The organism is Klebsiella planticola ATCC 33531 (genome assembly GCF_000735435.1).
GTDB classification, from domain to species: Bacteria; Pseudomonadota; Gammaproteobacteria; order Enterobacterales; family Enterobacteriaceae; genus Klebsiella; species Klebsiella planticola.
The window spans coordinates 89,863-104,091 of sequence record NZ_JMPP01000022.1; the positions used below are offsets into that span (position 1 = coordinate 89,863).

A 14,229-nucleotide genomic window follows, 5' to 3' on the forward strand; every position below is an offset into this window, starting at 1 on the left:
TGCCTGACTCACAAAAGGTTCCTTGAGGTATACCCACAACTGGGGCGATAAGGGTATTAAGGCACAGGAATGCAGCAGGGTCAATTGATGAGGATGTAAAAATCCGCCGCTCAAACATTACTTAATGTTATGTAAGATAATTATCACATTCACATCCTTTTTCTTTCATTCGAACAGACGCATAAAAATAAGCTTTATTAATCATAGCTAAAAGGTTTATTGATTTATATCAACAGTCCGCGTGTGCTGATAACTAAAATCTCTTGCCTGTTCCGCGTAGGTATTCCTTATGCGGCTAGGATGGTTAGGTTGGATGCCTGCCTGAATATACCCTGCGGGAATTTGGGTTATCTGTCGAGCATCAATGAAAATAATTAAACGATACAGACAATATCGGGATAAATGGTGGGCGCTGCCGCTGATTTTACCCCTGCTTTTACTGCCTCTGGCACGAGGGGCAAATACCTATGCTGAGCTGGGCGGTAGTGAAGTTTCGCTTTACTATTTGCCGTTGGCGCTGGTCCAGAGTCTTATGCTGTTTTTTGATGTGGCGGCGCTGCCCGGCATTATCATCGGCCTGCTGTGCACCGTGGCCCGGGGAATGAGTCCGTGGGAAGCCATTGTGGTCGTTTTTCATTTTCTTATCCCGGCGGTTCTGTGCTGGGGCGGCTATCGGATTTTTGTGCCGCGCCGGCAGCATATTTACCATGGTAACGTGAGCCTGATGCCGTATCGTCTGTTCTGGCAGATGCTGCTGCCTTCGTTCATTTTTCTCGTGCTTTCTCAGGTTGCCGAGTATCTTGGCATGCACCCGCGGATGACGGAACTGGCTGGGGTTGATCCGTTAAGTTTACGCTCGCTGATTACTTTTCAGGCCTTGATGGTGGGCGGTTTAACCGGTGTTCCGCTGTGCTATTTCTTGATTCGTATTCTTCGCAATCCTTTTTATCTGCGTAGTTTTATTTCACAAGCGAAGTTACAGGTTGATCCAAAAATAAAATGTGGTGAATTTGTTTTATGGTCGATAACATTGTTAATGTTATTGGGTTTGTTATTAATACCGCTGAATGGTCAGAGTACGATATTTAGCACAAACTATACATTGTCATTACTCATGCCGGTAATGTTGTGGGGAGCGATGCGCTTTGGCTATCGCTGTATCGCAATGATTTGGACGCCGGTTTTAATCATCATTATTCACTTTCATTATCGCTATTTGCCTTTTTCTCCGGGATATGACAATCAGCTGGCCATTACCTCTTCGAGCTATCTGGTGTTCTCATTTATTATTACTTATATGGCCATGCTGGCGACCCAGCAGCGTCTGATTCATGCCAGGGTACGGCGGATGGCGTTTCTCGATCCGGTTGTCCATATGCCCAATTTACGGGCGCTGAGTCGGTCGCTGGACAGTTCAATGTGGTCGGTGCTGTGCTTTTTACGCATTCCTGAGCTGGAGCTGCTGGGGCGCCATTATGGCGTTATGCTGCGCATTCAATATAAACAAAAACTGGCTGAACATCTGGGCGACTTACTCCAGCCGAACGAGGCCGTTCACCATCTGTCAGGACACGAGCTGGTACTCCGTCTGAACAGCGGCGATCATAAGGCGCGTATTGCCGCGCTGGATGAGCGTATACGACAGTTTCGCTTTATCTGGGATGGTATACCTCTGCAGCCTGCGGTAGGGATGAGTTACTGCAGCGTCCGCTCACCGGTGAAGCACCTCTATTTGCTTTTAGGCGAGCTGAATAATATTGCAGATCTGTCTCTGACCAGCGGCCAGCCAGAAAATATGCAGCGTCGCGGGGCGGTGCATATTCAGCATGGCTTACGGGATAAAGTGGCGATGATGAACCAGATCCAGCAGGCGCTGGAGCAGAATCGTTTTTGTCTGATGGCGCAGCCGATCGTCGGTATTCGCGGTGACAACTATTATGAAGTTCTGCTGCGCATGGCGGGAGATGACGGGAAGCTCATTTACCCGGATGATTTTCTCCCGGTGGCGCATGAGTTTGGCCTGTCATCCCGTATTGACCTGTGGGTGCTGGAGAATACGCTCGCCTTTATGAACCTGCACCGAAAAGTTTTACCCGGGCTGCGGCTGGCGGTGAATCTTTCGCCGGCCTCCGTCAGCAGGAGCCAGTTCCCTGGCGAGGTGGAACGACTGCTGGCGCAGTATCATGTTGAACCGTGGCAGTTACTATTTGAGTTAACGGAAAACCATTCGCTCAGCAACCCTGAGCAGGCACGGCAAACGCTGGCGCATTTGCAGGCGCTGGGGTGTCGGGTGGCAATCGATGACTTTGGTACCGGCTATGCCAGCTACGCGCGCCTGAAAACTCTGAACGTTGATCTGCTGAAGATTGACGGCAGCTTTATTCGTAATTTGCACTCCAGCAGTCTTGATTATCAGGTCGTGGCATCGATTTGCCATCTGGCGCGGATGAAGAATATGCAGGTGGTTGCGGAGTATGTGGAAACGCCGGAGATTCGACAGGCGGCGCTGTCATTGGGGATTGATTATCTGCAGGGGTATGAGATTGGCCAACCGGTTCCACTGGCGTCTCTGGTGACGGCTGAAGCGAGTTGACGGGGAAGAAACGGGCCGGGTGAGAGCAACCCGGCCTCGGGACTAGTTTTTGCTGTCCGGCTCTTCTTCGGCGATTTTCAACAGCCAGTCAGGAACGCCTTCCCAGTACTGCTGTTCTTTTTCCAGATCGAGCAGCACCAGCGCATTCTGGCTGAACCAGTCGTGCGGGAAGACCAGCGTCCAGTGATTGGCTTCGGTCTTCAGCCTGAGCGTGGGCGGGGTGGTGGTCGCCTGACGCTGGTTGTTCAGCAAAATACCAAGGCGTAAAAGCTGAATGAGCGGCAGGAACTGCTTTTTCTTAAACAGCGTAAAGCGGGGCAAATCATCCAGCTTGATCGCTTTACGGTGATAGCGAACCAGCGTCGCCATCAGCATTTGCTGCTCCTGATTGAAGCCCGGCAAATCGCTGTTTTGCAGAATATAAGCCGAGTGGCGGTGCATTCCGCTGTGGTTAATATTCAACCCCACTTCGTGCAGCATCACCGCCCATTTCAACAACGCCGACAGATTCGGGTTGTCCAGTTTGGGGTTCTGTTCCTGCCACTGCTCGAATATATGGGTGGTGGTTTCCAGTACCCGACGCGCCTGTTCGCGGTCAATGTTGTACTGGTTTGCCAGACTTTGCGCGGTGCGGCTGCGGATATCCTGATGGCGAAAACGTCCCTCCATCTCATACAGCACGCCTTCACGCAGCGCGCCATCAGACAAGCGCAGCTCTTTGATCGCCAGCGCATCGAAAACGCCGCAGAGGATAGCCAGCCCAGGAGCAAACACCGCTTTGCGTTCTTCCGACAGACCCGGCAGGCTGAGCGCGTCAAAGTTTTTATACTTCAACACTTCATCCACCAGCATTTCAAGGCGTTCCGGGGTGATAAAACCGTCTTTCTCACCCATCGCCACCAGCACTTCCTGCGCAGCTTTAATGGTGCCGGAGGCGCCCAGCGCCACATTCCAGCCCTGGATGCGGAACTGCCACGCCAGCGTTTCCAGCTTCTGCACGGCCGACAGACGCGCGCGCTGGAAATTCTCTTTGTTGATGGTGCCGCCGGGGAAATAGATCTGCGAGAAGCTGACGCAGCCCATACGACGGCTCTCAACCAGACGCGGTTCGAAATCCTCGCCAATCACCAGCTCTGTCGACCCACCGCCGATATCGATGACCAGCTTACGGCCCCGTTCCGGCTGCGTATGCTCGACGCCCATAAAAATCAGACGCGCCTCTTCGTTACCGGAGATTATCTCTATCGGATAGGGAATCACCTTTTCCGCGCGCTTGAGAAATTCCGCGGCGTTGGCGGCCTGGCGTAAGGTGTGTGTCCCGACGATGCAGACGCTGGAGGGAGAAAAACCCTGCAGGCGTTCGGCAAACAGCGACAGGCAATTAAGCCCGCGGGCGATCGCCTCTTCGCTGAGCACGGAATTTTCATCCAGTCCATCGGCCAGGTGAACCCGCTGTTTCAGGCGGCCGATGATCTGCATGGCTCCGTCGACGACGCGAGCGATCACCATATGAAAACTGTTTGAACCAAGGTCGACCGCAGCGAACTCCTGCGGACGAGGGGTTTTTTCGTTTATTGGCATAGGTTAGTCGGGTTGTTCGAGTGATTTGAGATAATCGTAAATCGCCAGCTGTGCGCGCACTTTACGGCGATTGCCGCGCGGCACATAGCGATTACTCAGTTCTTTATCAAGATAGCGTGCTTTGACCGTATCGTTGAATAAGAGATCAAAAATATCCAGTACGCGCTGCTTCAAACGCGGATCCAGCAGCGGCGCGGCGACCTCAATACGGTAGTCAATATTACGCGTCATCCAGTCAGCAGAGGAGAGCCAAACCTGTTTGTCGCCGCCATTTTCGAAAACATAGACGCGGTCGTGCTCAAGGAAGCGGTCGACGATACTGGTGACGCGAATATTTTCGCTGATCCCTTCCAGCCCAGGAATCAAAGAGCACATGCCACGAATCAACAGGTTAACGGGAACCCCGGAGCTTGACGCGGCATAAAGTCGATCCACCAGTCCTTTATCGACCAGGTTGTTCAGCTTCAGCGTGATGCCAGAAGGCTGACCGTTCTGGGCGTTGGCGATTTCTCTGTCGATCATTTCATACAGCAGGCGACGCGAGTTCTGCGGTGAAACCAGTAGGTAATCGAAGCTCACCGGTCGATATGGGTTTTCGATAAAGTTAAAGACGCGGCGCACTTCATTGGTGATACGTGCATCTGCCGTCAGCAGCGAATAGTCGGTGTACAGACGGGCGGTTTTTTCGTTGAAGTTACCGGTCCCGATATGCGCGTAGCGGACGACTTCGTCTCCCTCTTTGCGCGAGATCAGGAACAGCTTGGCGTGAATTTTCAGCCCCGGCGCGGAGAAGATAACGTGTACCCCCGCTTCGGTCAGACGTTTCGCCCAATGAATGTTGGCTTCTTCGTCGAAACGCGCCTGCAGCTCCACCACCACGGTGACTTTTTTCCCGTTATGGGCGGCGTGGATCATCGAGTCGATGATGCGTGAATCTTTGGCAACGCGATAAATATTGATTTTGATTGCCAGCACGCTCGGATCGAATGAGGCCTGGCGCAGCAGTTCCAGCACGTGCTCAAAGGTATGATACGGGTAGTACAGCAGCACGTCGCGTTCGCGAATGGCATCAAACCCGTTGCGGAACTTATCGAACCAGGTGTGGCGCAGGCGCGGCAGCGGCTTGTTGACCAGATTAGCCTTACCGACGTTCGGGAAGCCGATAAAGTCTTTAAAATTATGATAGCGCCCGCCGGGCAGCATTGAGTCGTAGCGTGAAATGGAGAACATCTCGCGCAGCATTTCAACCATGGTGTCCGGCATATCGCGCTGATAAACAAAACGCACCGGTTCCGCCGTCAGACGCTGTTTCAGACTTGAAGACATCAGCTCCATCAGGCTCGACTCCATCTCGTGCACCAGATCGTACTCGGCGTCACGGGTCATTTTCATCGAGTAGGCGTTCAGCGCATCGTAGTCAAAGAAGCCTTTAAAGATATCATCGAGGCAGTAACGCAGGATGTTATCAAGCAAGATCATTGGCTTGCGGCGACGCGGTGCTTCCGGCGGCAGATTGACGAACCGCGGGACTTTATCTGACGGAATCTCCAGCAGGGCGTAGTTGATGGTTTCCCCGCGGATGATTTCGACCGCCAGATAGGTGTAATCATCTTTCAGGAACTGGATCAGGTCCGTTTCAGGGTTAATCAGGATCGGGGTGATGTGCTGACGCAGGTACTGTTTAAAATAGTTGCGTAGCCAGGACTGCTGATTCACCGAGAGCTGGCGTTCATTGATCAAAAAGATCTGGTTACGCGCCATTTCCAGCAGCAGCTCATTATACAGGCTGTCAAATTCCTGATCGGCCTTCAGAACGCGGGCCTGAATTTTGCCTAACAAATGGCGAGAATGGGCGGTACTCCCTTGTTCTTCGCTAATTATGATGCGGCGCTTAAGTTCAGCGAAGCGCACTTTATAAAATTCATCGAGGTTGTTGGAGTAGATGCCCAAAAAGCGCATGCGCTCAATCAGTGGATTGCTTTTATCCGCCGCTTCCTGAAGTACGCGTTCGTTAAAGGACAACCAGCTGAGTTCTTTCTCGATATATAGCTTTTCCTGGCCCATTACAACTCACACTCCGGTTGATTGATGTTGCTTTTTCATTATGGCGAGCTTTGCCATTGAATGTCCAACTATGTCAAAGAAGTATGACAGTTTTCTTTCAATGTGCTGTGAACAAAAACGATGGCGAGCGAGTGCCCATATTGTGTGCAAAGCGAGGCCGTGCCTGGAGATATACAGGGCAAAAATCATCGCTGATTTGAACAAAACCGGGGGAAAGCGGCTGGCGCTGAACCAATAAAAGGCGCCTCTGGCGAGTGCCGGAGACGCTGATGATTATTCTTCGGCCGCATGGCCCTGCGGTGGCAGAGGGGTGTTATCAAGCCAGGCCTGATTCCCCTCCATGCGCAGACGACCGTCCACAAACCAGCTCACCACCAGCGGATAGATGGCATGTTCCTGAGCCTGCACGCGGGCGGTAATCTCGTCTTCGCTATCCCCGGCAAAAACCGGCACTTTGGCCTGCAGAATGACCGGACCACCGTCGAGCTCATCGGTGACGAAATGCACCGAGGTACCGTGCTCCTCATCACCGTTTTCCAGTACCTGGCGATGCGTATGCAGCCCCGGGTATTTTGGCAACAACGACGGGTGGATATTCAGCAGGCGCCCCTGATAATGGGCGACAAACGCCGGACTAAGGATCCGCATGTAGCCTGCCAGCACTACCAGATCCGGCGCATAAGCATCGATCTCATGCATCAGCTCGCGATCGAAGGCTTCGCGATTGGCAAACTGGCTGGCCGACAACGCATGGGCCGGGATACCGGCCTCACGCGCGCGTTCAAGGCCGAACGCGTCGGCCTTATTGCTGAATACCGCTCTCAGGGTGCCGTTAATCTGCTTTCGGGCGCAGGCATCAATTATCGCCTGCAAATTGCTTCCGTTACCGGAAATCAGCACCACAATGTTTTTCATTCAATGACCACACGCTGTTCGGAATCAGAAGCTTTGATATAGCCGATTTTCCACGCGTTTTCACCTTTCTCGTTCAGCAGCGCGATGGCGCTGTCGGCGACGTCTGCCGGCAGGGCGATAACCATGCCGACGCCGCAGTTAAAGGTACGGTACATTTCATGGCTGCTGACGTTACCGGCCTGCTGCAACCAGTTGAACACTTCTGGCCATTGCCAGGAGGACTCGTCGATGACCGCCTGGGTGTTATCCGGCAGAACGCGCGGAATGTTTTCCCAGAAGCCGCCGCCGGTCAGGTGGGCAATCGCGTGGACTTCAACGTTAGCAATCAGGTCCAGCACCGACTTAACGTAGATGCGGGTCGGCGCCAGCAGATGGTCGGCCAGCGGCGAACCATTCAGATCGGTGGTCTGCGGATCGACGCCGCTGACTTCGATAATTTTGCGCACCAGCGAGTAGCCGTTGGAATGTGGACCGCTGGAGGCCAGCGCGACCAGCACGTCGCCATCGGCAACTTTGCTACCATCGATAATTTCTGATTTTTCTACTACGCCGACGCAAAAGCCCGCGACGTCATAGTCATCGCCGTGGTACATGCCCGGCATTTCCGCCGTTTCGCCGCCAACCAGCGCACAGCCTGACTGCAGGCAGCCTTCTGCGATGCCGCTGATGACGCTGGCTGCCGTATCGACATCCAGTTTACCGGTTGCATAGTAGTCGAGGAAAAACAGGGGTTCTGCCCCCTGGACCACCAGGTCATTGACGCACATCGCCACCAGGTCAATACCGATAGTATCGTGGCGCTTCAGGTCCATCGCCAGCCGCAGCTTGGTGCCGACGCCGTCAGTGCCGGAAACCAGAACCGGCTCGCGGTATTTTTGCGGCAATGCGCACAGTGCGCCGAATCCGCCCAGTCCACCCATCACTTCCGGGCGTCGGGTTTTCTTCACCACACCCTTGATACGGTCGACGAGCGCGTTGCCTGCATCAATATCTACGCCGGCATCTTTATAGCTGAGAGAGGTTTTATCGGTCACTGCGAAATCTCCACACATTTGCGGTAGCAAGAAAAATCGGCGCAATTCTAACAGGGAAAGCAAACGTTTGCGAGCCTGCTTTGCAGTCGGCGTTAATCGGCTGCGATATGAACAAATTTGAAGCGGTTCACGAAAATGAAACCGGGTACATTCTTGTACTTGCCTCTGACATCGGGAATAGCCATCATGCCACTGAAACCGGTTTCTTTTTTTGTTCAGGAGAGCCGAAGGTTGATTCTGCGGGGATTCAGGAGGAAGAGACGGGATGAACATTGCCGCATTTGATATCGGTGGAACGGCGTTAAAAATGGGCGTCAGCACCGCTGCGGGCGAACTGCTTGAAAAAGGTAAGCAGTCGATTATTGACAGCGACGGCGACCAGATACTGCAAGCGATGCTGGCGTGGATTGCTGCTCACCCGACGTGTGAAGGCGTGGCGATCGGCGCGCCTGGCTATGTCAACCCGCACACCGGCTTTATCGAAATGGGCGGCGCAATCCGTCAGTTCGATAATTTTGCGATTAAGCGCTGGCTGGAACAACAGACCGGGCTTCCGGTCGCCATCGAAAACGATGCTAACTGCGTCCTGCTCGCCGAGCGCTGGCAGGGTAAGGCGGTCGACATGAGTGACTTTCTGGTCCTGACAATCGGCACCGGCGTCGGCGGCGCGATTTTTTGTCACAACCAGCTGGTGCATGGCGCGCGTTTTCGCGCGGGCGAATTCGGCTATATGCAGACCGAACGCCCCGGCGCCCGCGATGTGCGCCGCTCTTCAATGAATGAAAACTGCACGATGCGCGTATTGCGCGACCGCTATGCCGGGCATGTCGGTAAATCGCTGGAAGCGGTAACCGGTGAAGAGATCTTCGATCGCTACGAGGCGGGCGATGCGGTTTGCCAGCGGCTGGTGGCTGACTTTTTCAACGGTCTCGGTACCGGTCTGTATAACCTGGTGAACATTTTTGATCCGCAGGCCATTTTCATCGGCGGCGGCATTGTGGAACGGCCGGGCTTTTTGGCGCTGCTGCGCGAACATCTGGCCTGGTTCGGTATCGCGGACTATCTCGACACCGTCAGCCACGGCAACGATGCCGGTTTGATGGGGGCGGTTTACCATTTTAATCAGCAAAACCGATCGCTTAACGGCGATCGCTCATAAGGAAGAGAACATGTCTGGATTTAAAGAAGGTTTTCTGTGGGGCGGCGCGGTGGCGGCGCATCAGCTGGAAGGCGGCTGGCAGGAAGGGGGTAAAGGCGTCAGCGTGGCCGACGTGATGACCGCCGGCGCACACGGCGTGCCGCGTGAAATCACCGATGGCGTACTGCCGGGGAAAAATTACCCCAATCATGAGGCGATTGATTTTTACCATCGTTATAAAGAAGACATTCAGCTGTTTGCTGAAATGGGGTTCAAATGCTTCCGCACTTCGATTGCCTGGACACGTATCTTCCCGCTGGGTGATGAGCTGGAGCCTAACGAAGCAGGGCTCCAGTTCTATGACGACCTGTTTGATGAATGTCTGAAGTACGGCATTGAACCGGTGATTACGCTCTCTCACTTCGAGATGCCTTACCATCTGGTGACCGAGTATGGCGGCTGGCGTAACCGTAAGCTGATCGATTTCTTCGTCCGCTTTGCGAAAGTGGTGTTCGATCGCTATCAGCACAAAGTGAAGTACTGGATGACCTTTAATGAGATCAATAACCAGGCTAACTTCCATGAAGATTTTGCCCCGTTTACCAACTCAGGTCTGAAGTATCTGCCGGATGAAGATCGCGAGCCGGTGATGTATCAGGCGGCGCACTATGAGCTGGTTGCCAGCGCGCTGGCGGTAAAAGCCGCTCGCCAGATAAATCCATCGCTGCAGGTGGGTTGCATGATTGCCATGTGCCCGATTTATCCGTTCTCCTGCGACCCGAACGATATGATGATGGCAATGAACGCCATGCATCGCCGTTACTGGTTTACCGACGTTCACGTCCGCGGTAAGTACCCGCTGCATCTGCTGAACTACTTCGCGCGCCGCGGTTTTGCGCTGGATATCACCGCAGAAGATCGTCAGGCGCTGGCCGAGGGCTGCGTCGACTATATTGGCTTTAGCTACTATATGTCGTTTGCCACTAAAGCGACCGATGATAATCCGCTGCTGGATTATGACGAGACCCAAAGCCTGGTCTCTAACCCGTACGTGCAGAAGTCAGACTGGGGCTGGCAGATTGACCCGGTGGGTCTGCGCTACTCCCTGAACTGGTTCTGGGATCACTACCAGCTGCCGCTGTTTATTGTTGAGAACGGCTTTGGGGCCATCGACGTGCGCGAAGCTGACGGCACGGTGAACGATCGCTACCGTATCGATTATCTCTCCGCGCATATTGCCGAGATGAAAAAAGCGGTGGTTGAGGACGGCGTTGACCTGATGGGCTATACCCCATGGGGATGTATCGACCTCGTTTCCGCCGGTACCGGTGAAATGAAGAAACGCTACGGATTTATCTACGTCGATAAAGATAACGAAGGCAACGGGACGCTGGACCGTAGCCGGAAGCAATCTTTCTCCTGGTATCAACAGGTTATCAGCAGCAACGGCGAAACGCTGTAAAACTCCCCTCAAGCCTTGTGCGACCCCGCCTGCGCGGGGTTTTTTTATTTTGTTTTATACTGGCTCAGGCAGCGCAAAGCATTTTGGTTGATCCCGGTCAAACATATCGGCTATGGCGCAAATGGAAAAAAGCGGTATAATCCCGCGATTTTTTTTGTGGCTGCCCCTCAGAGGAGAAAGAGAATGAAGATTGTGGAAGTGAAACACCCGCTCGTCAAACACAAGCTGGGCCTGATGCGTGAGCACGACATCAGCACCAAACGCTTCCGTGAACTTGCCTCAGAGGTAGGTAGCTTGCTGACTTATGAAGCCACTGCCGATCTGCAGACCGAGAAAGTCACCATCGAGGGCTGGAATGGTCCGGTAGAAATCGAGCAGATCAAAGGGAAGAAAATCACCGTTGTGCCAATTCTGCGCGCCGGTCTGGGGATGATGGAAGGGGTTCTGGAGCACGTACCGAGCGCGCGTATCAGCGTGGTGGGGATCTATCGTGACGAAGAGACGCTGGAGCCGGTTCCTTATTTCCAGAAGCTGGTGTCGAATATCGACGAACGCATGGCGCTGGTGGTTGACCCGATGCTGGCAACCGGTGGTTCGATGATCGCCACTATCGACCTGCTGAAAAAAGCGGGCTGCTCCAGCATTAAGGTGCTGGTTCTGGTGGCGGCGCCGGAAGGGATTGCCGCGCTGGAGAAAGCGCATCCGGATGTTGAGATGTATACCGCATCCATTGACCAGGGCCTCAACGAGCACGGATACATTATTCCGGGGCTCGGCGATGCCGGCGATAAGATTTTTGGTACCAAGTGATTGCATAGATAATAAGAAGCCGACTTTAAGAGTCGGCTTTTTTTTGAATAAAACAAACTCACAGCAACTAATAAACGACTCTTAGAGGAAAACGCTATGACGCGCCGCGCAATCGGGGTGAGTGAAAGACCGCCGCTTTTACAGACTATCCCACTGAGTTTGCAGCATCTGTTCGCTATGTTTGGCGCAACGGTTCTGGTGCCCGTTCTGTTTCATATCAACCCGGCTACCGTCCTGCTGTTTAACGGTATTGGGACATTGCTGTATCTTTTCATCTGTAAGGGAAAAATCCCGGCCTATCTCGGATCGAGCTTCGCGTTTATCTCCCCGGTTCTGCTGCTGTTGCCGCTGGGGTATGAAGTGGCGCTGGGTGGCTTCATTATGTGCGGCGCGCTGTTCTGCATCGTCTCCTTTATTGTCAAAAAAGCCGGCACCGGCTGGCTGGACGTGATGTTCCCGCCGGCGGCCATGGGGGCCATTGTCGCGGTTATCGGCCTCGAACTGGCGGGCGTCGCTGCCAATATGGCCGGCCTGCTGCCGGCTGACGGGCAGTCGCCGGATAGTAAAACCATCATTATTTCGATGGTGACGCTGGCGGTGACGGTTTTCGGTTCGGTGCTGTTTCGCGGTTTCATGGCCATTATCCCGATTCTCATCGGCGTACTGGTCGGCTACGCGCTCTCTTTCGTGATGGGCGTTGTCGACACTACGCCGATCGCCGAGGCGCACTGGTTCGCCCTGCCGACGTTCTACACGCCGCGTTTTGAATGGTTTGCTATCTTCACCATTCTGCCTGCTGCGCTGGTGGTGATTGCCGAGCACGTCGGCCACCTGGTGGTGACGGCGAATATCGTTAAAAAAGATCTGATCCGCGATCCCGGGCTGCATCGTTCGATGTTTGCGAACGGCCTGTCGACGATGATCTCCGGCTTCTTTGGGTCGACGCCCAACACCACTTACGGCGAGAACATCGGCGTGATGGCGATCACCCGCGTCTACAGTACCTGGGTTATCGGCGGGGCGGCAGTCTTCGCGATTCTGCTCTCCTGCGTGGGTAAACTGGCGGCGGCGATTCAGATTATCCCGCTGCCGGTAATGGGCGGCGTTTCTCTGCTGCTGTACGGGGTGATCGGCGCATCCGGTATCCGCGTGTTGATCGAGTCGAAAGTGGACTACAACAAGGCGCAGAATTTGATTCTGACCTCCGTGATTCTGATCATTGGCGTCAGCGGCGCGAAAGTGCACATTGGCGCGGCGGAGCTGAAAGGCATGGCGCTGGCGACAATTGTCGGCGTGGGTCTGAGTCTGATTTTCAAACTGATCAGCGTCCTGCGTCCGGAAGAGGTTGTGCTGGATGCGGCCGACAGTGAAGAAGTAAAACATTAATCCTGCAACCGGGCGGCGATCCCGCCCGGTTCTCTCGAGGCATACTTCGTGATAAACTCTTCGCGTTTTTCTGTAAGCCTATGATGAGGTCCATCTGAACGCACCGGCACAGCTCTCTCTGCCACTGTATCTTCCCGATGATGAAACTTTCGCGAGTTTTTGGCCGGGTGATAATCCTTCTCTTCTTGCTGCCTTACAGAATGTGTTGCGGCAGGAACATAGCGGGTACATCTATATCTGGTCACGCGAAGGGGCGGGGCGCAGTCACTTGTTACATGCCGCCTGTGCGGAGCTTTCCCAGCGCGGCGACGCGGTGGGCTATGTTCCCCTGGATAAGCGTACGTGGTTTGTACCGGAAGTGCTCGACGGGATGGAGCAGCTTTCGCTGGTCTGCATTGACAATATCGAGTGCGTGGCCGGCGACGAGCCGTGGGAAATGGCCATTTTCAACCTCTATAACCGGATCCTCGAATCGGGTAAAACGCGTTTGTTGATTACCGGCGATTGTCCGCCGCGCCAGCTGAATCTCGGGTTGCCGGATCTGGCGTCGCGCCTCGACTGGGGGCAAATCTACAAGCTACAGCCGCTGTCGGATGAAGATAAGCTGCAGGCGCTACAGCTGCGCGCGCGTCTGCGGGGTTTTGAGATGCCGGAAGACGTCTGTCGTTTCTTGCTTAAACGGTTAGATCGTGAAATGCGCTCACTGTTTATGACGCTCGATCAGCTCGATCACGCTTCGATTACCGCGCAACGTAAGTTGACCATTCCTTTCGTGAAAGAGATCCTCAAGCTCTAGCCGGGCTGGATCTCGGCTATCTGCCAAATCCGCGTCCCTCGTCGTTCACTCGCTGCGCCATCACGGTAAAACCACGATGGCGCATCGGCATCAGTTGACGATTTCCAGAACCTGCTCCGGCGGTCGGCCGATCCGCGCCTGGCCATGGCTGACGACAATCGGGCGCTCCATCAGCTTCGGATTATCGACGATGGCCTGAATCAGCGCGTCCTCGCTAAGCTGCGGGTCAGCGAGCTCCAGGGATTTATACAGATCCTCTTTCTGGCGCATCAGTTCGCGGGCGCTGACCATGCCGAGCATTTTCAACAGCTGGCGCAGCGTGTCTGCATCCGGCGGCGTCTCCAGATAGAGCACGACTTCAGGATCGATACCGTTAGCCTTCAACAGGCTTAAGGTGTCGCGGCTCTTGGAGCAGCGGGGATTGTGATAGATTTTTACCGCGTCAGACAT

11 protein-coding genes are annotated in these 14,229 nt (G+C 54.1%); 6 read left to right on the plus strand and 5 right to left on the minus strand.

Annotated features, from left to right (window positions below; all coding sequences use genetic code 11):
* The first annotated feature begins 364 nt into the window (after positions 1-364).
* Positions 365-2,593 (plus strand): sensor domain-containing phosphodiesterase, encoded by a 2,229-nt coding sequence (locus GRPL_RS14990; RefSeq protein ID WP_032695543.1) that lies wholly within the window; start codon positions 365-367, stop codon positions 2,591-2,593.
* Positions 2,594-2,635: 42 nt separating this feature from the next.
* On the opposite strand, the gene ppx is transcribed toward GRPL_RS14990, so the two are convergent.
* The 4 genes from ppx to purM form a co-directional block, all read right to left on the minus strand.
* Positions 2,636-4,174: an exopolyphosphatase gene (gene ppx / locus GRPL_RS14985; protein ID WP_032686517.1), complete on the minus strand. Its 1,539-nt coding sequence runs from the start codon at positions 4,172-4,174 to the stop codon at positions 2,636-2,638.
* A gap of 3 nt (positions 4,175-4,177) precedes the next feature.
* The gene (gene ppk1, locus GRPL_RS14980; RefSeq protein ID WP_032686518.1) at positions 4,178-6,238 is read right to left on the minus strand and encodes a polyphosphate kinase 1; all 2,061 of its coding nucleotides are present in this window, start codon (positions 6,236-6,238) and stop codon (positions 4,178-4,180) included.
* A gap of 273 nt (positions 6,239-6,511) precedes the next feature.
* Positions 6,512-7,153 carry a phosphoribosylglycinamide formyltransferase gene (gene purN, locus GRPL_RS14975; RefSeq protein WP_032699030.1) on the minus strand — a complete coding sequence of 214 codons (642 nt, stop codon included), beginning with the start codon at positions 7,151-7,153 and terminating at the stop codon, positions 6,512-6,514.
* Positions 7,150-8,187, minus strand: a complete 1,038-nt coding sequence (gene purM / locus GRPL_RS14970; RefSeq protein ID WP_032686519.1) for a phosphoribosylformylglycinamidine cyclo-ligase — start codon at positions 8,185-8,187, stop codon at positions 7,150-7,152. Before purM ends, purN begins: the two co-directional genes overlap by 4 nt.
* A gap of 265 nt (positions 8,188-8,452) precedes the next feature.
* Here purM and bglK point away from each other — a divergent pair, with 265 nt between their 5' ends.
* The 5 genes from bglK to GRPL_RS14940 all read left to right on the plus strand — a co-directional run bounded on the left by bglK (position 8,453) and on the right by GRPL_RS14940 (position 13,779).
* Positions 8,453-9,346 carry a beta-glucoside kinase BglK gene (bglK, locus tag GRPL_RS14960; protein ID WP_032686520.1) on the plus strand — a complete coding sequence of 298 codons (894 nt, stop codon included), beginning with the start codon at positions 8,453-8,455 and terminating at the stop codon, positions 9,344-9,346.
* 10 nt (positions 9,347-9,356) lie between these two features.
* Complete coding sequence (locus tag GRPL_RS14955; protein ID WP_032699031.1) at positions 9,357-10,787, plus strand: 6-phospho-beta-glucosidase; 1,431 nt, start codon at positions 9,357-9,359, stop codon at positions 10,785-10,787.
* A gap of 183 nt (positions 10,788-10,970) precedes the next feature.
* Positions 10,971-11,597: a uracil phosphoribosyltransferase gene (gene upp / locus GRPL_RS14950; RefSeq protein ID WP_032686523.1), complete on the plus strand. Its 627-nt coding sequence runs from the start codon at positions 10,971-10,973 to the stop codon at positions 11,595-11,597.
* Between the two features lie 96 nt (positions 11,598-11,693).
* Positions 11,694-12,983, plus strand: coding sequence for a uracil permease (uraA, locus tag GRPL_RS14945; protein WP_032686524.1), 1,290 nt, complete (start codon positions 11,694-11,696; stop codon positions 12,981-12,983).
* Between the two features lie 94 nt (positions 12,984-13,077).
* Positions 13,078-13,779 (plus strand): DnaA inactivator Hda, encoded by a 702-nt coding sequence (locus GRPL_RS14940; protein WP_071824600.1) that lies wholly within the window; start codon positions 13,078-13,080, stop codon positions 13,777-13,779.
* Positions 13,780-13,869: 90 nt separating this feature from the next.
* Here GRPL_RS14940 and arsC read toward each other — a convergent pair whose 3' ends face one another.
* Positions 13,870-14,229 (minus strand): arsenate reductase (glutaredoxin), encoded by a 360-nt coding sequence (arsC, locus tag GRPL_RS14935; protein WP_032699032.1) that lies wholly within the window; start codon positions 14,227-14,229, stop codon positions 13,870-13,872.